The sequence below is a fragment of the Klebsiella sp. CN_Kp097 genome (assembly GCF_040064495.1).
Lineage (GTDB): Bacteria > Pseudomonadota > Gammaproteobacteria > Enterobacterales > Enterobacteriaceae > Klebsiella > Klebsiella aerogenes.
The window spans coordinates 15,229-35,224 of the sequence record NZ_JBEAIL010000020.1; the positions used below are offsets into that span (position 1 = coordinate 15,229).

Annotated in this window: 17 protein-coding genes and 1 pseudogene; 5 read left to right on the forward strand and 13 right to left on the reverse strand. The window is 56.9% G+C overall.

All coding sequences use genetic code 11. From position 1 onward, the window contains the following. Positions 1-10: 10 nt before the first annotated feature. Positions 11-727, forward strand: a complete 717-nt coding sequence (locus tag ABLV07_RS17185) for a type 1 glutamine amidotransferase (protein ID WP_063444482.1) — start codon at positions 11-13, stop codon at positions 725-727. Between the two features lie 43 nt (positions 728-770). Here the strand turns inward: ABLV07_RS17185 and cysM are convergent, their stop codons facing one another. From cysM to ABLV07_RS17230, 9 genes are all read right to left on the reverse strand, one after another. Continuing rightward, a complete protein-coding gene (cysM, locus tag ABLV07_RS17190; protein WP_015365492.1) occupies positions 771-1,682 on the reverse strand; it encodes a cysteine synthase CysM in 912 nt (303 codons plus the stop codon). Positions 1,683-1,780: 98 nt separating this feature from the next. After that, a complete protein-coding gene (cysA, locus tag ABLV07_RS17195; RefSeq protein ID WP_015365491.1) occupies positions 1,781-2,875 on the reverse strand; it encodes a sulfate/thiosulfate ABC transporter ATP-binding protein CysA in 1,095 nt (364 codons plus the stop codon). Then, entirely contained in the window at positions 2,865-3,740 is an 876-nt protein-coding gene (cysW, locus tag ABLV07_RS17200; protein WP_015365490.1) for a sulfate/thiosulfate ABC transporter permease CysW, read from the reverse strand. Before cysW ends, cysA begins: the two co-directional genes overlap by 11 nt. Continuing rightward, complete coding sequence (cysT, locus tag ABLV07_RS17205; RefSeq protein WP_015365489.1) at positions 3,740-4,573, reverse strand: sulfate/thiosulfate ABC transporter permease CysT; 834 nt, start codon at positions 4,571-4,573, stop codon at positions 3,740-3,742. The genes cysW and cysT overlap by 1 nt, the downstream gene beginning before the upstream one ends. Beyond that, positions 4,573-5,589, reverse strand: a complete 1,017-nt coding sequence (locus ABLV07_RS17210) for a sulfate ABC transporter substrate-binding protein (RefSeq protein WP_015365488.1) — start codon at positions 5,587-5,589, stop codon at positions 4,573-4,575. The genes cysT and ABLV07_RS17210 overlap by 1 nt, the downstream gene beginning before the upstream one ends. Before the next feature lie 208 nt (positions 5,590-5,797). Further along, the gene (locus ABLV07_RS17215) at positions 5,798-6,697 is read right to left on the reverse strand and encodes a Dyp-type peroxidase (protein ID WP_032715067.1); all 900 of its coding nucleotides are present in this window, start codon (positions 6,695-6,697) and stop codon (positions 5,798-5,800) included. A 94-nt stretch (positions 6,698-6,791) separates the two neighbouring features. Further along, positions 6,792-7,367 (reverse strand): RpoE-regulated lipoprotein, encoded by a 576-nt coding sequence (locus tag ABLV07_RS17220; protein WP_015703137.1) that lies wholly within the window; start codon positions 7,365-7,367, stop codon positions 6,792-6,794. Positions 7,368-7,428: 61 nt separating this feature from the next. Further along, a complete protein-coding gene (locus tag ABLV07_RS17225; protein ID WP_015365485.1) occupies positions 7,429-7,878 on the reverse strand; it encodes a DUF2919 domain-containing protein in 450 nt (149 codons plus the stop codon). After that, a complete protein-coding gene (locus ABLV07_RS17230; RefSeq protein WP_015365484.1) occupies positions 7,865-8,290 on the reverse strand; it encodes a GNAT family acetyltransferase in 426 nt (141 codons plus the stop codon). The genes ABLV07_RS17225 and ABLV07_RS17230 overlap by 14 nt, the downstream gene beginning before the upstream one ends. Before the next feature lie 211 nt (positions 8,291-8,501). Between ABLV07_RS17230 and amiA the strand changes: the two genes are divergently transcribed. Next, positions 8,502-9,374 carry an N-acetylmuramoyl-L-alanine amidase AmiA gene (gene amiA / locus ABLV07_RS17235; protein WP_015365483.1) on the forward strand — a complete coding sequence of 291 codons (873 nt, stop codon included), beginning with the start codon at positions 8,502-8,504 and terminating at the stop codon, positions 9,372-9,374. Next, positions 9,374-10,273 (forward strand): oxygen-dependent coproporphyrinogen oxidase, encoded by a 900-nt coding sequence (hemF, locus tag ABLV07_RS17240; RefSeq protein WP_015365482.1) that lies wholly within the window; start codon positions 9,374-9,376, stop codon positions 10,271-10,273. The genes amiA and hemF overlap by 1 nt, the downstream gene beginning before the upstream one ends. A 58-nt stretch (positions 10,274-10,331) precedes the next feature. Here the strand turns inward: hemF and maeB are convergent, their stop codons facing one another. Next, positions 10,332-12,611: an NADP-dependent oxaloacetate-decarboxylating malate dehydrogenase gene (gene maeB / locus ABLV07_RS17245; protein WP_348853630.1), complete on the reverse strand. Its 2,280-nt coding sequence runs from the start codon at positions 12,609-12,611 to the stop codon at positions 10,332-10,334. A gap of 293 nt (positions 12,612-12,904) precedes the next feature. On the opposite strand from maeB, the gene tal reads away from it, so the two are divergent. After that, a complete protein-coding gene (gene tal, locus ABLV07_RS17250; protein WP_348853629.1) occupies positions 12,905-13,873 on the forward strand; it encodes a transaldolase in 969 nt (322 codons plus the stop codon). 6 nt (positions 13,874-13,879) lie between these two features. Next, positions 13,880-15,874, forward strand: a complete 1,995-nt coding sequence (gene tkt, locus ABLV07_RS17255; protein WP_015365478.1) for a transketolase — start codon at positions 13,880-13,882, stop codon at positions 15,872-15,874. Here the strand turns inward: tkt and ABLV07_RS17260 are convergent. The 3 genes and pseudogenes from ABLV07_RS17260 to aegA form a co-directional block, all read right to left on the reverse strand. Then, positions 15,864-16,910, reverse strand: a complete 1,047-nt coding sequence (locus tag ABLV07_RS17260; RefSeq protein ID WP_015365477.1) for a DUF1176 domain-containing protein — start codon at positions 16,908-16,910, stop codon at positions 15,864-15,866. The genes tkt and ABLV07_RS17260 overlap by 11 nt on opposite strands. Positions 16,911-16,987: 77 nt before the next feature. Continuing rightward, positions 16,988-17,585: pseudogene (nudK, locus tag ABLV07_RS17265) on the reverse strand (GDP-mannose pyrophosphatase NudK). A 58-nt stretch (positions 17,586-17,643) separates the two neighbouring features. Beyond that, positions 17,644-19,614, reverse strand: a complete 1,971-nt coding sequence (aegA, locus tag ABLV07_RS17270; protein ID WP_348853628.1) for a formate-dependent uric acid utilization protein AegA — start codon at positions 19,612-19,614, stop codon at positions 17,644-17,646. Positions 19,615-19,996: the final 382 nt, after the last annotated feature.

The window sequence follows — 19,996 nt, forward strand, 5'->3', positions numbered from 1 at the left end:
GGGAGTTGTTATGCGGATCCACTTTATCGTTCATGAAGTTTTTGAAGCGCCTGGCGCCTATCTGCGCTGGGTTAACGCGCGCGGCTATCAGGCCAGCTGGTCGCGAGTTTATGCCGGGGATCCGCTGCCGGCGAATGCCGAAGGTTTTGATATGCTGGTGGTACTTGGCGGCCCGCAATCACCACGCACCACGCTTGCCGAGTGCCCATGGTTTGATGCCCATGCCGAGAAAAACCTGATTGCCCAGGCGATTGCCGCCGGGCGTATCGTGGTCGGGATTTGTCTCGGATCGCAGCTCATCGGCGAAGCGTTGGGGGCGCCGGTGATGCAAAGCCCGGAAAAAGAGATTGGCCACTATCCTATCATCCTGACCACCGCCGGACTGCAGGATGACAACATCGCCCATTTCGGACCATCGGTGGTAGTCGGTCACTGGCACAACGATATGCCGGGCCTGACGCCTGCGGCGGAAGTCCTGGCTTCCAGCGAAGGGTGCCCGCGGCAAATCGTCAAATATAGCGATCGGGTCTACGGTTTTCAGTGCCATATGGAGTTTGACGCGGAGGTCATCGAGTTACTAATTACGCATTCGCAACATGAACTTGCCGCCGCAAAAGGCAGGCGCTTTATTCGCAGCGAAGATGAAATGAGGCTATGGGATTATCGCGAGATGAATCAAAAACTATGGGCGTTTCTGGATAAGCTGGTAGCGAAACACGCACTTTAGTTAACCGACCCCCAAGCCTGGCATGGGGGCCGTGATAGCGCGTTTAGATACCCGCCCCCTGGCTGAAGTGTTCTTCGCCGAACACGCCGGTTGAGAGATAGCGATCGCCGCGATCGCAGATGATCGCCACCACCACCGCGCCCGGATTGGCGCGAGCAATACGCAGCGCCCCGGCAACCGCGCCGCCGGAACTGACGCCACAGAAGATCCCTTCCTGTACGGCCAACTGGCGCATCGTGTTTTCCGCATCCTGCTGGTGGATATCCAGCACCTCATCCACCAACGAGGCATTAAAAATGCCCGGCATATATTCCTGCGGCCAGCGGCGGATCCCCGGAATGCTGCTGCCCTCTTCCGGCTGTAGCCCAATGATGCTTACCGGCTTCGCCTGTTCGCGCAGAAAACGCGATACGCCGGTAATGGTACCGGTGGTGCCCATGCTGGAAACAAAGTGGGTGATACGCCCGTCCGTCTGGCGCCAGATCTCCGGGCCGGTGGTGGTGTAATGGGCGTAAGGGTTATCCGGATTATTGAACTGATCCAATAGCTTACCCTCGCCACGCTCGGCCATCGCGGCGGCCAGATCGCGAGCGCCCTCCATCCCCTGCTCTTTGGTGACCAGAATCAATTCAGCGCCGTAGGCGCGCATCGCGGCACGGCGCTCCTGGCTCATGTTGTCCGGCATCAGCAGTTTCATCTGATAGCCTTTTAACGCCGCAATCATCGCCAGCGCGATACCGGTATTACCGCTGGTCGCCTCGATCAATACATCGCCGGGTTTAATTTCGCCGCGCTTTTCCGCTTCGACAATCATCGACAGCGCGGCGCGATCTTTTACCGAGCCCGCCGGGTTGTTGCCCTCAAGCTTGAGCCAAATTTCGCTGCCGTTGTCCGGCCCCAGACGTTGTAATTTCACCAGCGGCGTGTTGCCAATTGTTTGTTCTAATGTGTTCACTTCAGCTGTCCAATAAAAAGCCCGGCCGCGTCATGCGCTCCGGGCTGTCAGCCGGGGCAGCGCTGAGCCGCCCGGCAAAAGCACGTAGATTTAAGCTATCAGGCCGACTCTGCCAGAGCAAGTTCGCCGCGCGGCTCGATGCGCTCTGTTCCGTTATACAGGCGCGCATTCTGCAAGCCGACAAACAGGCGTTCGCCGCGGGACGGGGCCTCATCGCCCGCCAGCACCACGCTCAGCGGCTCGTCGTACCACCCAAGAGGCTGGACGACTAATTGGGTGTAGTGCCCCTTCGGACTGGCTTCCAGCACCTGCACCGGCAACGGCGAATCCAGGCTGGTACGGCGGCTGATATCTACTTCCCACGGCCGCAGGAACAGATCGACCGGCCCCTGGTATGCCGGGGTATAGCCTAAAGGCCAGCGGTGGGCGCCGACGTGGAACTGGCCACCGCGAATGGTGCCCTGCAGGCGGTTAACTTCGCCCATAAACTCGAGCACAAAACGGGTCGAAGGTTCACGCCAGACGCGTTCAGGCGCATCGGCCTGTTCGATGTTGCCCTGGCTCATTACCACTACCCGATCGGCGACTTCCATCGCCTCTTCCTGGTCGTGGGTAACAAACACGCTGGTGAATTTTAATTCTTCATGTAGCTGGCGCAGCCAGCGGCGCAGTTCTTTACGCACCTGCGCATCCAGCGCGCCAAAGGGTTCATCCAGCAGCAGAATTTGCGGCTCGACCGCCAGCGCGCGCGCTAACGCCACGCGTTGCTTCTGGCCGCCGGAAAGCTGCGCCGGATAACGGTCGGCAAGATGGGCCAGTTGCACCATCTCCAACAGTTTGGTCACCTTGGCTTTGATCGCCGCCGCATTGGGACGCTCACGGCGCGGCAGCACGGTCAGGCCAAAGGCGATGTTATCGAATACCGTCATATGTCGAAACAGCGCATAGTGCTGGAAAACAAAGCCCACTTTACGATCGCGCGCGTGCATTCGGCTCACGTCGGTACCGTGAAAACGGATATGGCCGCTGGATTGATGCTCCAGCCCGGCGATAATCCGCAATAAGGTGGTTTTACCGGAGCCGGACGGCCCCAACAGCGCAACCATCTGCCCGGAAGGGATATCCAGCGAGATATCATTCAGCACCTGGGTGCGACCAAACGATTTCTTAATATTGGCAATCTCAATGCTCATGATTTCCCTCCTGTTGCGCGCGTTTTTCCTGATTGGCCAGACGCCATTGCAACATACTCTTTAAAAACAGGGTCAAAATAGCCATTAACGTCAGCAGGGCCGCGGCGGTAAACGAACCGACGGTGTTGTAGTCCTGCTGCAGTAATTCAATTTGCAGCGGCAGCGACAGCGTTTCGCCGCGGATCGAGCCGGAAACGACCGACACCGCGCCGAATTCGCCAATCGCGCGGGCGTTGGTCAGCACCACGCCGTACAGCAGCGCCCAGCGAATATTGGGTAGCGTCACCCGACGGAACATCTGCCAACCGGAAGCGCCGAGCAGGATCGCCGCTTCATCTTCGTTGCTTCCCTGACTCATCATGACCGGCACCAGCTCGCGGACCACAAACGGACAGGTGACGAAGATAGTCGCCAGCACCATGCCCGGCCAGGCGAACATGATCTGCAGGTTGTGCTCATCAAGCCAGCCGCCGAGTGGGCCGTTGGAGCCATAAAAGAGTAAATAAACCAGACCTGCCACCACCGGCGAGACGGCGAACGGGATATCCAGCATCGTCAGCAGCAGCTGGCGGCCAGGGAAGGTAAAGCGTGTTACCAGCCAGGCCAGCAGCGTCCCGAACACCAGATTCACCGGCACGGTAATCAACGCGATCATCACCGTCAGCCAGATGGCGTGCAGCATGTCCGGATTGGCCAGGTTTTCCAGCACCGGCATTAACCCTTTACTGAAAGCCTGGACAAAAATATAAATCATCGGCACCACGAGGATGAAGGCGGATACCAGCATCCCGACGCCGATCAGAAACCATTTGCCCCAGTTGATCCGGGGCGCGTCATAGCGCTTCAATTGAGTAACTTCCGCCATTAGTGACCTACCACGCGTCGACCAAAGCGACTCTGCAGGGTGTTGATAGAGAACAGCAGCAGCAGCGAAGCCGCGAGGATCACCGAGGCAATCGCGCTCGCCGCCGGGTAATCAAACTCCTGCAAACGAATGAAAATCATCAGCGAAGTCACTTCCGTTTTCCATGCGATGTTGCCGGCGATAAAGATCACCGCACCGAACTCGCCAAGGCTGCGGGTAAACGACAGCGCAATCCCCGCCAGCAGGGCTGGCGACAGTTCAGGCAGCACCACTTTGCGGAAACTCTGTAAGCGCGTCGCGCCAAGGGTTTCCGCCGCCTCTTCATATTCCGGCCCTAACTCTTCCAGCACCGGCTGCACGGTACGCACCACAAACGGGATGCTGGTAAAGGCCATCGCCACCGCGATGCCAAGCCAGGTATAGGTCACTTTGATATCAAACTTCGCCAGCCACTCGCCGTACAAGCCATTAACCGAGAACAGCGAGGCCAGCGTCAGACCCGCCACCGCCGTCGGCAGCGCGAACGGCAGGTCCATTAGGGCATCGAGCAGCGTACGGCCTGGAAAACGATAACGGGTAAGAATCCACGCCATCAGCAGGCCGAACACGCCGTTAAAAATCGAGGCCACAAAAGCCGACAGCAGCGTGACTTTATAGGCGGCGACCACCTGAGGGTTGGTAATCACCTCCCAATACTGCGCCCAGCTCATCTGCGCCAGCTGCATCACCAGCGCGCTGAGCGGCAACAGTAAAATCAGGCACACAAACAGCAGGCTGGTGCCAAGGCTCAGGGTAAAGCCCGGCAGCACGCGCTTGGACGATACAGCCAACATTACTGACGCCCCGCTGCCAGCAGTTTGTCCAGCTCGCCGCCGCTGACGAAGTGGGTTTTCATCACTTCAGGCCAGCTGCCAAACTGGTCTTCCACGCGGAACAGTTCGGTCTGCGGGAATTTATCTTTCAGCGACGCCATCACTTTCGGATCGTTCACGCGATAGTAGTAATCGGTGATGATGGTCTGCGCCTGCGGACTATAGAGATAGTTCAGGTAGGCTTTCGCCGCTTTTTCAGTACCGTTGGCCTTAACGTTTTTGTCTACCCACGCGACCGGGAATTCGGCGAGGATATTGACCTTCGGCACAACGACTTCGAACCCCTGCGCTTCATACTGTTTACGGATGTTGTTAACTTCCGATTCAAAAGTAATCAGCACATCGCCCAACCCGCGCTCGACGAAGGTGGTCGTCGCGCCGCGACCGCCGGTATCGAATACCTCGACGTTCTTCAGAAACTGGGTCATGAACTGTTCGGTTTTGGCTTTATCGCCGCCATCGGCTTTGTCCGCCGCCCCCCAGGCCGCAAGATAGGTATAGCGCGCGTTGCCTGAAGTTTTAGGATTCGGGAAGATCAGCTTCACGTCAGAACGCACCAGATCGTTCCAGTCGTGAATATTTTTGGGATTGCCCTTACGCACCAGGAACGCCATGGTCGAATAGAACGGCGAGCTGTTATTCGGCAGACGGCTCTGCCAGTCTGCCGGGATCAGGTTGCCTTTATCATGCAGAATCTGGACGTCCGTCACCTGGTTATAGGTCACGACGTCAGCCTTCAGACCTTGCAGAATCGCCAACGCCTGCTTGGAGGAGCCCGCATGTGACTGCTTAATGGTCAGCTTGTCGCCGCCGTTTTCTTTTGCCCACTGCTGTTCAAAAGGCGGATTAAGGGCGGCGAACAGCTCGCGGGAAACATCATAGGAACTGTTCAGCAGTTCAGTCGCCTGCGCCTGCGCCACCAGCAGCATGGAAGCTGCCAGCGCCAGATATCCTTTTTTCAGTGATTTAACGGCCATTGCGCACCCTTATCAAAAATGATCATTTACTGATGATCATCATATTTATAACGAGTACGAAAGGAGTAACGGTTTTATATACCGTTTGGCGATTTGGAAGTAGAAAAGAGAATAAGCAACTGGCAAAGCTTTGCTGAAAGCGGCTGTACGTATGCTGGATTCGCTTACACCCTAACCCTCTGGGTTAGGATTAGGGTGAGGGGAAAAATTACAGCGCCTGAATACGCTCCAGCGACGGCGCGAAGTAATAACCGCCAGTCACCGGTTTAGTGAAGCGCAGCATGGCATCGCGCTTACCGTCGGTATCGCCGAACATACTCAGCAACTGCTGCTCAATGTTATACAGGCGAGCGCAGTAGGCGCAGAAGTACAGGCCGTTAGTGCCGCTGGCAGTACCGTATGGCAGGCTCTGGCGGACGATTTTCAGCCCTTTGCCATCTTCTTTTAAGTCCACGCGGCTCAGGTGCGAAGTAATCGGGCGCTCGTCGCCATCGATCTCTTCATTGGCTTCTTTGGTACGGCCAATCATCATCTCCTGATCCGGCACGCTCATGCGGTTCAGTTGCTTAAGATTGTGCTCCCAGCGTTGCACGAATACGTAGCTGCCGCCCGCGTCAACGCCGTCTTTAATCACCGCGACTTCACGGCGGGTTTCTTCGCCTGCCGGGTTTTCGGTGCCGTCGACAAAGCCGCTCAGATCGCGTTCTTCCACCCAGCGGAAACCGTGAATTTCTTCTTTCACTTCAATGGCGTCGCCGAAAGCGGCCACCGCCGCCTGGGCGACGGAAAAGTTCACTTCATGACGGGCGGATAAAATATGAATCAACACGTCATACTGCGTGGATGGCGCCAGCCCTTTGCCGTAAACCGGAAAATCTTTTAACTCTTCCGCACCTTCACCACCGCTCAGCTGACGCCAGACGGTATTGCCGAAAGCGACCACCGCGCCGAGTTTGGCGTCAGGGAATTTAGCCTGGAAGGTGGCCACGTTATCGACAAAAATTTTGCTCGCTTCGCGCAGGGCGTTAACGTCCCCTTTTACATTGGCTTCAATCCAAATCGCCGCGCGGCAATGTTCCGGCAAAATGCCGCTCTGAACCTGAGACATCGCTCCTCCTGAAATGATGCAACCACAACGCTATGACGTTGCTAACGCGCCATTGTAACCGTTTTTATCCGCCCACGTGTCTCTTCAGATCAAATTAGCGACGCCAGATAATTTTGCTGACTTTCCAGTTCTTCAGGGTATCGTCGGACGGCATCAGCTCGTCCGGGCCGCTCCAGTGGCCGGTAAAGGCGTAGCTGATGTGCTGGCTGCCAGGCGCTTTACATTCCACCACCGCGCCGTTGTCGGGAACGCCTTTCTCGCAGTTGCCGAACGCTTTGCCGTACAGCTCGCTAAACGGGGTACCGATTTTCACGCCGCTGGCGGCGGGAATCGCGCTATCGCGCACATCAATGCGGCTCACCGTACCGCCATCGCCGTTGATAGTCAGCGCCAGCTTGTCATCCTTTAGCGCTTCAAAATAGTGAACGATTTTGCCATCCGCGGTTTTCATTCCGCTGCGCAGACGGTAGCTGCCGCCGAGGGCATCGCTAATTGCCTGTTCATTGAGCGGCGTCGACGCCGTCAGTTTACCCACGCCCTGCTCGGTGACCTCGTTGGAGGAACCAAACCAGTTCCATGGATAGGCAGCCGACCAGTTCACCGCGCTCATCGTTGAGCAGCCGGTTAGCGCCAGCGGAAGCGCGCAAAGCATTAGACGTAGCGATTTCATAACTCAATCCTTTCTGATTCATTCAACGCATGTTGGAGTGCGCGATCGGCAAAAAGTGCCATTAAAGCGCTTCAAGGCGAAAACAGGCGTGCAACCTGCGGCTGGTTATCAGCCACCATAGCGCATAAATATCGGCCGCCAGCAGGGCGATGGTCAGCATGGAAGGCGCCTCGCCGGTGAACCACAGCCACGGCTGCCAGGCCAGCAATAGCGCCTGTGAAGCAATCAGCAGCCAGCGCATCAGCGGCCAGAGACGCGGGAAACGCTGACGCTGACCGCTAAGCAGAAATGCCGCGACCGCCGGTACGCCGGGCAGCAAACCCAGCCAGAAGTTATCGTGATCGGGATAGAACAGGCTCAGCAGCGCATCCCCCTGCTGGCGGGAGGCGCCGGCCATGACGAACAGCACCCAGGTGCGCGCCTGCAGCAACAGCACACCCCAAAACAACAGCGGCAGCCGTAAACGACCCTGGGTATCATAATCGGCAGGAATAAATTCAGTATTCTTCATCTTCAATCAGGCGTTTACCCAGGGTGAGTACATCCGAGTGCTCGTAACCGAGACGCTCGTACATCCCCTGCACCACATCGTTATCGTCACGCACCATAATTGAAATTTTCGGGCAACCGCGGGCGATCAGCTTCTTTTCCAGCCGATTGAGCAGCGCATTAGCGATACCGCGGCCGCGGTATTCCGGATGTACGCCAAGATAGTAAGCGGAGCCGCGGTGGCCGTCGTAACCGCCCATCACCGTCCCCACCACTTCACCGTTCACTTCAGCGACCAGAAACAAGCTCACGTCGTGGTTGAGCTTACGCTCGATATCCATTTCCGGATCGTTCCATGGGCGCAGAAGATCGCAGCGCTCCCAAAGGGTGATCACTTCTTCGAAATCCTGCTGGCGAAAAACGCGAATCTCCATGGTATTCCCCACCATTTACGGTTAAAAACAGTGATTATGGCGCGAATATGACTGATAGCCAATATCAGGCGAAATCATCAGCAAAAAATGGCATAATATCGCTTTGTCATGTATTGAAATGAAAAGTAAAACAATTCTTATTTTGAGTGGTCGTAACGGGAAACGCGATACGATATAACATTGGACATCACTTGTTTACAATTCAGGCCGAATGAGCACTTTTAAACCATTAAAAATACTTGCTTCGCGCCGTCAGGTGCTGAAAGCAGGACTGGCTGCGATGACGCTAACCGGCGTCGCTTCCCAAGCCACTGCCAAAGAGCAGCCGCTAAAAACTTCCAATGGACACAGCAAACCCGTCGCAAAGAAAGCAGGCAGCAGGCGTCTGGTGATGCTTGACCCCGGTCATGGCGGCATCGATACGGGGGCAATTGGCCACAACGGTTCGAAAGAAAAACACGTCGTGCTGGCCATTGCTAAAAATGTGCGCAGCATTTTACGCAGCAACGGCATCGATGCCCGTCTGACGCGTAGCGGCGATACCTTTATTCCGCTGTACGATCGCGTTGAGATCGCCCACCAGCACGGCGCCGATCTGTTTATGTCGATTCACGCCGACGGCTTTACCAACCCGAGTGCGGCCGGCGCCTCCGTCTTTGCGCTCTCCAACCGCGGCGCCAGTAGCGCCATGGCGAAATATCTCTCCGAGCGCGAAAACCGCGCCGATGAGGTCGCCGGTAAAAAAGCGACGGATAAGGACCATCTGCTGCAGCAGGTATTGTTCGATTTGGTGCAAACCGACACCATTAAGAACAGCCTGACGCTCGGCTCGCATATTCTGAAAAAGATTAAGCCGGTGCATAAACTGCACAGCCGCAATACAGAGCAGGCGGCCTTTGTGGTGCTGAAGTCCCCTTCGATTCCCTCGGTGCTGGTCGAAACGTCGTTCATTACCAACCCAAATGAAGAGAAGCTACTCGGCACAACCGCTTTCCGCCAGAAGATTGCTAACGCTATCGCTTCCGGCATTATTAGTTATTTCCACTGGTTCGATAACCAGAAAGCGCATTCGAAGAGACGTTAATGAAACCCGATGTACAGCAGGTCAAAGCCTTCCTTCTTCAGCTGCAGGATGCCATTTGCGCCAAACTCTCCGCCGTTGACGGCAAGGATTTTGTTGAAGATAGCTGGCAGCGCGAAGGCGGCGGCGGCGGACGCAGCCGGGTTTTACGCGACGGCGGCATCTTTGAGCAGGCCGGGGTTAACTTTTCTCACGTCCACGGCGATGCGATGCCCGCCTCGGCTACCGCCCACCGCCCGGAACTGGCCGGGCGCAGCTTTGAAGCAATGGGGGTTTCGCTGGTGGTGCATCCGCGCAACCCCTATGTGCCGACCAGCCACGCTAACGTTCGCTTTTTTATTGCCGAGAAGCCCGGCGCCGACCCGGTGTGGTGGTTCGGCGGCGGGTTTGATCTAACGCCTTATTATGGGTTTGAAGAAGACGCCATTCACTGGCATCGTACTGCCCGCGATTTATGCCTGCCGTACGGCGACGAGGTCTATCCGCGCTACAAAAAGTGGTGCGATGATTACTTCTTCCTTAAGCACCGCAACGAACAGCGCGGCATTGGCGGTCTGTTCTTTGATGATTTAAATACCCCGGACTTCGACCACTGCTTCGCCTTTATGCAGGCAGTGGGCAACGGCTTTACCGACGCTTACCTGCCGATCGTTGAGCGTCGAAAAACCACGCCTTACGGTGAGCGCGAACGCGATTTCCAGCTTTATCGCCGCGGGCGTTATGTGGAATTCAATCTGGTGTGGGATCGCGGCACGCTGTTCGGCCTGCAGACCGGCGGTCGTACGGAGTCTATTCTGATGTCGATGCCGCCGCTGGTGCGCTGGGAGTATGACTACCATCCGCAGGAAGGCAGCCCGGAAGCCGCGCTGAGCGAGTTCATCAAAGTGAAAGAGTGGATCTGATTTAGGTCTCCTGAGACAAAAAAGCCCCGGATTACCGGGGCTTACTTTTTTATTGTGCTTACAGCGGCTGGGTCTGCGCTTCCACGACCGCCAGCGCCACCATGTTGACGATACGGCGCACGGAGGCGATAGGCGTCAGAATATGCACCGGCTTAGCGATACCCATCAGTACCGGCCCGACGGTTACCCCTTCCGAACTGGAGACGCGCAGCAGGTTGTAGCTGATACGCGCGGCTTCCATATTCGGCATCACCAGAATATTAGCCGCCCCTTTCAGCGGGCTATCCGGCATACGATCGTTGCGGATGCTCTCCACCAGCGCGGCGTCGCCGTGCATTTCGCCGTCAATCATCAGATCCGGCGCGCTCGCTTTCACCAATTCCAGCGTTTTGCGCATTTTGCTGGCGGACGGGCAATCAGCTGAACCGAAGTTAGAGTGCGACAGCAGCGCCACGCGCGGTTCGATACCAAAACGACGCACGCTTTCCGCCGCCATCAGGGTGATCTCCGCCAGCTCTTCCGGCGATGGATCGTGATTGACGTAGGTGTCGGCGATAAAGGTGTTGCCGCTAGGCAGCAGCAGCGCGTTCATCGCCCCGGCGGTGCTGACGCCGTCGCGGAAGCCAAACAGCGGCTGAACCACGCGATAGTGCTCATGATAATCGCCGATGGTTCCGCAGATCATCGCATCCGCCTCACCGCGATGAACCATGATCGCGCCAATGACCGAAGTGTTGCTAATGACCGCCCGCTGCGCCTGCTCCTGGGTAATGCCGCGGCGCTTCATCAGCTGATAGTACTCGCTCCAGTACTCTTTAAAGCGCGGATCGGATTCATTATTGACGATTTCAAAGTCCACGCCCGGTTTGATCTGCAGACCCAGTTTCTGGATACGCATTTCAATCACGCTCGGACGACCGATGAGGATTGGCTTCGCCAGCCCCAGAGAAACCAGCTCCTGCGTGGCGTGCAGCACGCGAGTCTCCTCACCTTCCGCCAGCACCACGCGCTTCGGCTCTTTGCGCGCCTGGGAGAAGATCGGCTTCATAAACAGGTTAGTTTTATAGACAAACTCGCTCAGTTTCTCGATGTAGGCATCGAAGTCGGCAATCGGCCGGGTCGCCACGCCTGATTCCATCGCCGCTTTAGCGACCGCTGGCGCAATCTTGACGATCAGGCGCGGATCGAACGGTTTCGGAATAATGTACTCCGGGCCAAAGCTGAGATCCTGGTCGCCATAGGCGGAAGCCACGACTTCGCTCTGTTCGGCATGCGCCAGCTCGGCGATAGCATGAACCGCCGCCAGCTTCATCTCTTCGTTTATCGCCGTCGCGCCAACATCCAGCGCGCCGCGGAAGATGAACGGGAAGCACAGCACGTTGTTGACCTGGTTTGGATAGTCGGAACGGCCGGTACAAATAATCACGTCGTCGCGCACTTCCTTCGCCAGCGGCGGCAGGATTTCCGGCTCCGGGTTCGCCAGAGCGAGGATCAGCGGCGAGCGCGCCATTTTCTTGACCATCTCCGGGGTCAGAACTTTCGGCCCGGAGCAGCCAAGGAAAATGTCCGCGCCATCGATGACATCGTCGAGGGTACGTTTCCCGTCGTCTTCCACCGCGTAGGCCACTTTGGTTTCCGCCATGTTGGCTTCACGGTCTTTATAGATAACGCCTTTCGAGTCGCAGACCACGATATTGTGTTTCTGCATTCCCAGCGCCACCAGCAGGTTCATACAGGCGATAGCCGCCGCTCCCGCGCCGGAGACCACCATCCGCACATCAGAGAGATTCTTCTCAACCACCCGCAGACCGTTGAGAATCGCCGCAGTGCTGATAATCGCCGTGCCGTGCTGATCGTCGTGGAACACCGGAATATTCATGCGCTCACGCAGTTTCTGCTCAATGTAGAAACATTCCGGCGCTTTAATATCTTCGAGGTTGATGCCGCCAAACGTCGGCTCCAGGGCGGCAACGACATTAATGAATTTGTCAGGATCCAGCTCATCAACTTCAATATCGAACACATCGATACCGGCGAACTTTTTAAACAGAACGCCCTTTCCTTCCATTACCGGTTTTCCGGCCAGCGCGCCGATATTGCCTAAACCGAGGACGGCGGTACCGTTGGAGACCACCGCCACGAGGTTGCCGCGAGCGGTGTATTTGTAAGCGGCCAAAGGATCCTTCTCAATTTCCAGGCACGGCGCGGCAACGCCCGGCGAATATGCCAGCGCCAGATCGCGTTGGGTCGCCAGGGGTTTAGTCGGCGACACCTGAATTTTCCCGGGCACCGGGAACTCGTGGAAATCGAGGGCGCTTTGTTTCAACTGCTCATCCATTTTATGGTTCCTTTCACGTATCGAATCGTAGGGGGTGAAGCGTGATGGCGAGCCGTCGGCCCGCCTTAAGGCGAGGCTTAGTATCGCGCCTGACGGCGGTTTAAACTTTGAAGGCCGCCATACTCTTGCCATCACAAAGGTCTGGTTGTTATCAATTTATAATATTTATGTAACCTAGTTTCACGGTCAATGATAGCCCCGTCTGCTATGCTTTTTAGTTATGTACCTCATCACGACCTCTACCGCATAACGACAAGAACTCATGCAACTTATTGTTCCAGGAGTACTTTTTAATGAACCAGCTAGACAGTATCAAACAATTCACCACCGTAGTCGCCGACAGCGGCGACATTGAATCTATCCGCTACTATCAGCCTGAAGATGCCACCACCAACCCTTCGCTGCTCTTAAAGGCTGCCGGACTGGATAACTACGCCGGGCTTATCGATGATGCCCTCGCCTGGGCTGCAAAACAGGGCGGCAACCGCGAGACGCAGGTCGCCAATGCCTGCGATAAACTGGCGGTCAATTTTGGTGCGGAAATACTCAAAAGCATCCCAGGGCGCGTCTCCACAGAAGTCGATGCCCGTCTCTCCTTCAATCGTGAAAAAAGTATCGAGAAAGCGCGCCATCTGGTCGCTCTCTATCAGGAAATGGGGATCGATAAGTCGCGGATCCTGATCAAACTAGCCTCCACCTGGGAAGGGATCCGCGCCGCGGAGGTGCTGGAAAAAGAAGGGATTCACTGCAACCTGACGCTGCTGTTCTCTTTCGCCCAGGCTCGCGCCTGCGCTGAAGCCGGCGTGTTTCTGATTTCGCCCTTCGTCGGGCGTATTTACGATTGGTATCAGGCGCGTCAGCCGTTAGATCCTTACGTGGTTGATGAAGACCCGGGGGTGAAATCGGTGCGCAATATCTACGACTATTTCAAACTCCATAAGTACAACACCATCGTGATGGGCGCCAGCTTCCGCCGCACCGAACAAATCCTCGCGCTGGTCGGCTGCGACCGCCTCACCATCTCCCCAGCCTTGTTACAAGAGCTGCAGGCCAGCGACGCGCCGGTAATACGCAAACTCATCCCCGCTCATCAGATACTGCCACGCCCGGTTCCGATGAGCGAAGCGGAATTCCGCTGGGAGCATAACCAGGATCCGATGGCGGTAGAAAAACTGGCGGAAGGTATTCGCCAGTTCGCCGTCGATCAACGCAAACTGGAAGATCTGCTAGCAGCAAAACTGTCATCCTTTGTCACGGAGTAAACGACTATGTCCCGAAGAGAGCTTGCTAACGCCATTCGCGCCCTGAGCATGGACGCCGTCCAGAAAGCCAATTCCGGCCACCCCGGCGCTCCGATGGGGATGGCGGATATCGCCGAAGTGCTGTGGAACGATTTTCTCAAGCACAACCCGACAAATCCGCACTGGTACGATCGCGATCGTTTCATTTTGTCTAACGGCCATGCTTCGATGCTGCTGTATAGCCTACTGCATTTGACCGGCTACGATCTGCCGATGAATGAGCTGAAAAACTTCCGCCAGCTGCATTCGAAAACGCCGGGTCACCCGGAACATGGTTATACCCCCGGCGTGGAAACCACCACCGGGCCGCTCGGCCAGGGGCTGGCTAACGCCGTCGGGATGGCTATCGCCGAACGTACGCTGGCGGCGCAGTTTAACCGTCCCGGCCACGACATCGTCGATCACTACACCTGGGTGTTTATGGGCGATGGCTGTCTGATGGAGGGGATTTCTCACGAGGCCAGTTCGCTGGCGGGCACCCTGGGATTAGGCAAGCTGATCGGGTTCTACGATCACAACGGTATCTCTATTGACGGCCACGTTGAAGGCTGGTTCACCGACGATACCGCCGAGCGCTTTCGCGCCTACCACTGGCACGTGATTGGCGATATCGACGGTCACGACCCCCAGGCGGTGAAGCAGGCAATCCAGGAGGCGCAGGCGGTAACAGACAAACCCTCGCTGATTATTTGCCGCACCATAATCGGCTTTGGTTCACCAAATAAAGCCGGTTCCGAAGAGTCGCACGGCGCGGCATTGGGGGAAAAAGAGGTCGCGCTGGCCCGCGAACAGCTGGGCTGGAAATATCCGCCGTTTGAAATCCCGAAAGAAATTTATCAGGGCTGGGATGCGCGGCCGCGCGGCGAGAAAGCAGAACATGCGTGGAATGAAAAATTCGCCGCTTATCAGCAGCAGTATCCAGAACTGGCGGCTGAGCTTAAACGGCGCATGGAAGGCGAGCTCCCGGATAACTGGCAAAAAACGGCCCGCGATTATGTAGCGAAGCTACAGTCGGAACCGGCGAAGATCGCCAGCCGTAAGGCTTCACAAAATGCGCTTAACGCCTACGGCCCGGATTTGCCTGAGCTGCTCGGTGGTTCCGCCGACCTGGCGCCCAGTAACCTGACGATCTGGTCCGGCTCGAAGTCGATCAAAGAGGATCAGGCGGGTAATTATATCCACTACGGCGTACGCGAATTCGGTATGACCGCGGTGGCTAACGGCATCGCCCTGCACGGCGGTTTTATTCCCTATACCTCGACTTTCCTGATGTTCGTCGAATACGCGCGTAACGCCGCACGCATGGCGGCGCTGATGAAGGCGCATCAGATTATGGTCTATACCCATGATTCAATCGGCCTTGGCGAAGATGGCCCAACGCACCAGGCGGTAGAGCAGCTGGCAAGCCTGCGGCTGACGCCCAATTTTAGTACCTGGCGTCCGTGCGATCAGGTGGAAACCGCCGTCGCCTGGCAGGCGGCCATTGAGCGCAAGGACGGCCCTACCGCATTAATCCTTTCGCGACAGAATCTGGCGCAAATGGCCCGTACGCCGGAACAGGTGCAGGAAATTGCTCGCGGCGGTTACGTTCTGAAGGATGCGGGCGGCAAGCCGGATCTCATCCTGATCGCCACCGGTTCGGAAGTCGAGATCGCCGTTCAGGCGGCGGAGACGCTGCTGGCCAGCGGCATAAACGTGCGGGTGGTGTCGCTGCCTTCCACCGACGTTTTCGATGCTCAGGATGAGGCCTGGCGCGAGTCGGTGCTGCCTTCCGATGTTAGCGCCCGCGTCGCTATCGAAGCCGGTATCGCCGACTACTGGTATAAATATGTCGGCCTGAAAGGCGCAATTGTTGGTATGACCCGCTACGGGGAATCGGCGCCCGCCGACAAGCTGTTCCCGTTCTTCGGCTTTACCGCTGAACATATTGTCGAAGTCAGCCGTAAGGTGCTTAACGGGTGATCCATAGTGTGGGCCAGGCGTCTGGCCCCTGCCAGTTATCGCACTGCGGTTGCTGAGCGTAGCGGGTCAAATTGAACCGCTGGCCGTCATAACGCCAGCGGGTTTGGATCCCGCAATCGCCCGGCGCGCGGCCTTTATCGAAGGTCACCAGTTCATGACGCTGCTCGTCAAAGCTGGCGTTAATCAACTCAATATCACGCGGCGCATTGCCGGGCGGCTGGAAAGGCAGCGCCAGGCGCACCTGGCGGGCAAGATGCGGCGTTTTGCGCGACACCAGCCACGCCAGCCAAACGGTATTGTAGGCGCCCGCTTCGCAACTGGTCATCAGCAGAACTTTCTCATCGGTCAGCGCGGTGACGCGGATTTCCCGGCGGAAAGGATCGAGCGAACAGGGGCTGGCGTTCATCCGCTCATTGCCGTAATCGATAAGCTCATTTAGTTCGTCGCGGCTGAGGGGCGACTGCGCCACCTCCGCTTTGCCTACGGTGCGCAACGCCGGCGCTGGCGGTACGCTGAGCGGTGGTTCTTCACCTTTGCCGACCCACGCGGTTTCGCTGCCGACCCGCTTTTGCCGATTATCAATAAATAGCAGCGCGGCCTTCAGGCCCTTCAATGAAATGCTTTGCAGACCGTTTTGCAGGGTAATCTCTTTCCCCTCCTGGGCCTGCTGCAGGAAAGCGTCGATACTGACGCTATCACCGGTTTTAATCAGCTTATCGGCAATCTGCCAATGTTTACCGTCAAAATGCAGCGGTTTTCCATCTAGCTGCAGCCGCGGGCCGATGGCCGCCAGCGCGGCGACCGGATTACCAACGCCGCCAAGTTCGATGCGTAAAGCGGCATCGGTGGCCGCCCCCGCGCTGCGGCTTAACGTCATCACCAATCCATGATGCAGCCCGACATTACGCGTGACGCAATAATTTTGATTGTTGCAGGTGACAAGCCAGTCTCCAAACAACTGCTGGGCTGGCGCCGCCCACGCCAACGACGTCGGCAGAAAACCGAAAAAAAGCAGCATTAAAACCCGATGAAACATGAGCGGCACAATCCCGAAGTATGACTGACAGAGTGATTTCTAATTCATCATTATCATCAGCACTGGCGGGGTTTTGCTCAATCAGATTTATCAGAGATCCCGCGACATCAGGCCGGAATTTTGTAGGTATTGCAGCAGGATCACCGCTTTGCCATCCTGAATTTCACCGCTGGCGACCATCTCCAGCGCCCGGACGAACGGCAGTTCCAGCACCTCAATATCTTCATCATCCACGCCGCCGCCCCGGTTAGCGCGCTGCGCTTCGCTGTATTCGGCGATAAAAAAGTGAATCAGTTCGGTCACGCCGCCGGGCGACATATAGAGTTCGAAGACCTTGCGCGCCTCGCCGACCTGATAGCCGGTCTCCTCAATCGCCTCCTTGCGGATGCATACCTCTGGCGCGTCGTTATCCAGCAGTCCGGCGCAGGTTTCAATCAGCATGCCATCAGGGTTGCCGTTAACCCAGGTGGCGACGCGGAACTGACGCACCAGTACCACGCTCTGCTTGTTGGGGTTGTAAAGCAAAACCGTGGCGCCGTTGCCGCGATCGTACACTTCGCGTTTGTGACGCACGACGCTGCCGTCGCGGCGCGTCAACTCATAGGTCATGTTGCGCAGCAGAAAGTAGTTTTCGGAAAGGATTTTATCTTTAATGACGTGAATATTAAGTGACATGCAAACTCCGCAGCGTGAAATAACCCAGTCATACTACGCCGCGGAGCCTGCTTTGTCGTTAGTGCGGCAGTGCGGAAGCGACACCAAGATAGTCCATGATCCCCTGCGCGGCATGCCGCCCTTCCGCCATCGCCGTCACCACCAAATCCGCGCCGCGTACCGCGTCGCCGCCGGCAAAGATCTTCTGATTACTGGTCTGGTAACGATAGCGGCTCTCCACGTTCGCCTTGATCCGCCCGCGACTGTCCAGCTGTACCCCTGCGGCTTCCAGCCACGGCATCGAATGCGGGTGGAAACCAAACGCCATAATGACCGCATCGGCAGGCATCACAAATTCGCTGCCGGGGATTGGCGACGGGCTGCGGCGGCCCTGTGCGTCCGGTTCGCCAAGCTGGGTACGCAGAAAACGCACGCCGCTGACCCGGCCGTCCTCACCGAGCTCAAGGGTGATCGGCTGAACATTGAATTCAAAGCTCGCCCCCTCTTCGCGGGCGTTTTTGACCTCTTTTTTCGACCCCGGCATGTTAGCTTCATCCCGACGATAGGCGCAGGTGACCCGTTGCGCGCCGTGGCGCAGCGCGGTACGCACGCAGTCCATCGCCGTATCGCCGCCCCCCAGCACGACAACATTCAGCCCGGCGGTATCGATATAAGGTTCATCGGCCAGCGCTTCCAGCCCCATCACTTGTTTAGTGTTGGCGATAAGGAACGGCAGCGCTTCATACACGCCCGGCGCCTCCTCATTGGGCAGATCGGCTTTCATCGAGCGATAGGTACCGGCGCCGACGAAAACCGCGTCATAGTCTGCAAGCAGTTGAGCGAGTTCGATGTCTTTGCCCACCTCGCAGTTCAGTTCAAAGCGGATGCCCATTTGGCTGAAAATCTCGCGCCGACGGGCCAGCAATGATTTATCCAGCTTGAAAGGCGGAATACCGAAAGTCAGCAAGCCGCCGATTTCCGGGTGGCGATCGAACACCACCGGCGCCACGCCGCTACGCGCCAGAAGGTCGGCGCAGGCCAGGCCCGCAGGCCCGGCGCCGATGATGGCAACCTTCTTGCCGCTGGCTTTTACCGCCGAAAGGTTCGGGCGCCAGCCGTCGGCCAGCGCCTGGTCGGAGATATAGCGTTCAATGTTGCCGATGGTCACCGAGCCGCTCTCATCGCGCAGCGTACAGGCGCCTTCGCACAGGCGATCCTGCGGGCAGACGCGGCCGGTGATTTCCGGCAGACAGTTAGTTTGATGGGAAAGCTCAACGGCGCTGGCGATGTCGCCGGCTTTTACCCGCTCGATCCACTGCGGAATATGGTTATGCAGCGGACAGGTCCACTCGCAGATGCTGCGATCGCCGCATTTCAGACAGCGTTGCGTTTCCCGCCGCGCCTGTTCGGCGCTGAAGGGCAAATAGATTTCGCCAAAGTGCTGTTTACGCGCATCAGCCGCCAGTTTATCCGCCTCGCCGCGCGCGGGCGTGGCCGCCATCTGGCTGGCCTTATCGCCAGAGGTTGACGCTAAAGCGGTCAAAGTACGATGTTGCCACGACGCCGCATCCGCACGCGCTGCCCGCAGGCGCCGCGCTTTCGCCATCTCGCTTAACGCGGAATCGGTCGCCAGCTGTAATGCCTGCGCCGGACAATTCTGCACGCAGGCCGGCCCGGCTTGGCGCTCATGGCATAAGTCGCACTTGTGCGCCGTTGCCCTGCCGTCTGGCGTGACGACGATTTGCATTACGCCAAAGGGGCAAGCCACCACGCAGGATTTACAGCCGATACATTTTTCTTCCTGCACCAATACGCTGTCTTCCTGCCGGCTAATGGCGCCATTAGGACAGCTACGCGCGCAGGGCGCGCCTTCACAGTGACGACAGGTTACCGCGTTACGCTGTTTCTGGTTTTTAATAACGGTAATACGCGGCAAAAAGCGCTGTGGGGTCAAGACATGTTGTTCGCTATTATGCGCCATCACGCAGGCCACTTCGCAGCCCCTGCATCCGATGCATTTGCGACTATCGCTCATAATAAAGTGGTTCATACATCCTTCCGGCTTATCGCTAATAACCCCTCATTTAGTATGACTGTTTATTACCTGACATCATGACCGTGGGACAATGGTCATTTGCCCAGAAATCGGCTTTTCTCGCCAGAATCCGGTTTAGATCAAAAATATTGACCTGAATGAAATTTTGTTTCATTTAGCTGAGCAATAATAGGCGGCTTTGACGGAATGACAGAAAAGACGTGATAAGCGCATATAAATTCAGAGAGGAGCGGCAGAGGTTTCTTTACGCTCTCATAAAAGACACATGATAAATTACACTATCTCCTTAATTTCTCCACGATTGCCTGCGGGGTTAACTATAAAGTGTCACAAGCTGCGCAATAACAAAAAATGTATACAATGAGGTCCTGATTCC

Excerpts from the sequence above, each read along its gene's own strand:
- ABLV07_RS17185 (WP_063444482.1), top strand. The coding sequence starts at position 11 with ATGCGGATCCACTTTATCGTTCATGAAGTTTTTGAAGCGCCTGGCGCC.
- cysA (WP_015365491.1), bottom strand. The coding sequence starts at position 2,875 with ATGAGCATTGAGATTGCCAATATTAAGAAATCGTTTGGTCGCACCCAG.
- cysW (WP_015365490.1), bottom strand. The coding sequence starts at position 3,740 with ATGGCGGAAGTTACTCAATTGAAGCGCTATGACGCGCCCCGGATCAAC.
- cysT (WP_015365489.1), bottom strand. The coding sequence starts at position 4,573 with ATGTTGGCTGTATCGTCCAAGCGCGTGCTGCCGGGCTTTACCCTGAGC.
- ABLV07_RS17210 (WP_015365488.1), bottom strand. The coding sequence starts at position 5,589 with ATGGCCGTTAAATCACTGAAAAAAGGATATCTGGCGCTGGCAGCTTCC.
- ABLV07_RS17215 (WP_032715067.1), bottom strand. The coding sequence starts at position 6,697 with ATGTCTCAGGTTCAGAGCGGCATTTTGCCGGAACATTGCCGCGCGGCG.
- ABLV07_RS17220 (WP_015703137.1), bottom strand. The coding sequence starts at position 7,367 with ATGAAATCGCTACGTCTAATGCTTTGCGCGCTTCCGCTGGCGCTAACC.
- ABLV07_RS17225 (WP_015365485.1), bottom strand. The coding sequence starts at position 7,878 with ATGAAGAATACTGAATTTATTCCTGCCGATTATGATACCCAGGGTCGT.
- ABLV07_RS17230 (WP_015365484.1), bottom strand. The coding sequence starts at position 8,290 with ATGGAGATTCGCGTTTTTCGCCAGCAGGATTTCGAAGAAGTGATCACC.
- amiA (WP_015365483.1), top strand. The coding sequence starts at position 8,502 with ATGAGCACTTTTAAACCATTAAAAATACTTGCTTCGCGCCGTCAGGTG.
- hemF (WP_015365482.1), top strand. The coding sequence starts at position 9,374 with ATGAAACCCGATGTACAGCAGGTCAAAGCCTTCCTTCTTCAGCTGCAG.
- maeB (WP_348853630.1), bottom strand. The coding sequence starts at position 12,611 with ATGGATGAGCAGTTGAAACAAAGCGCCCTCGATTTCCACGAGTTCCCG.
- tal (WP_348853629.1), top strand. The coding sequence starts at position 12,905 with ATGAACCAGCTAGACAGTATCAAACAATTCACCACCGTAGTCGCCGAC.
- tkt (WP_015365478.1), top strand. The coding sequence starts at position 13,880 with ATGTCCCGAAGAGAGCTTGCTAACGCCATTCGCGCCCTGAGCATGGAC.
- ABLV07_RS17260 (WP_015365477.1), bottom strand. The coding sequence starts at position 16,910 with ATGTTTCATCGGGTTTTAATGCTGCTTTTTTTCGGTTTTCTGCCGACG.
- aegA (WP_348853628.1), bottom strand. The coding sequence starts at position 19,614 with ATGAACCACTTTATTATGAGCGATAGTCGCAAATGCATCGGATGCAGG.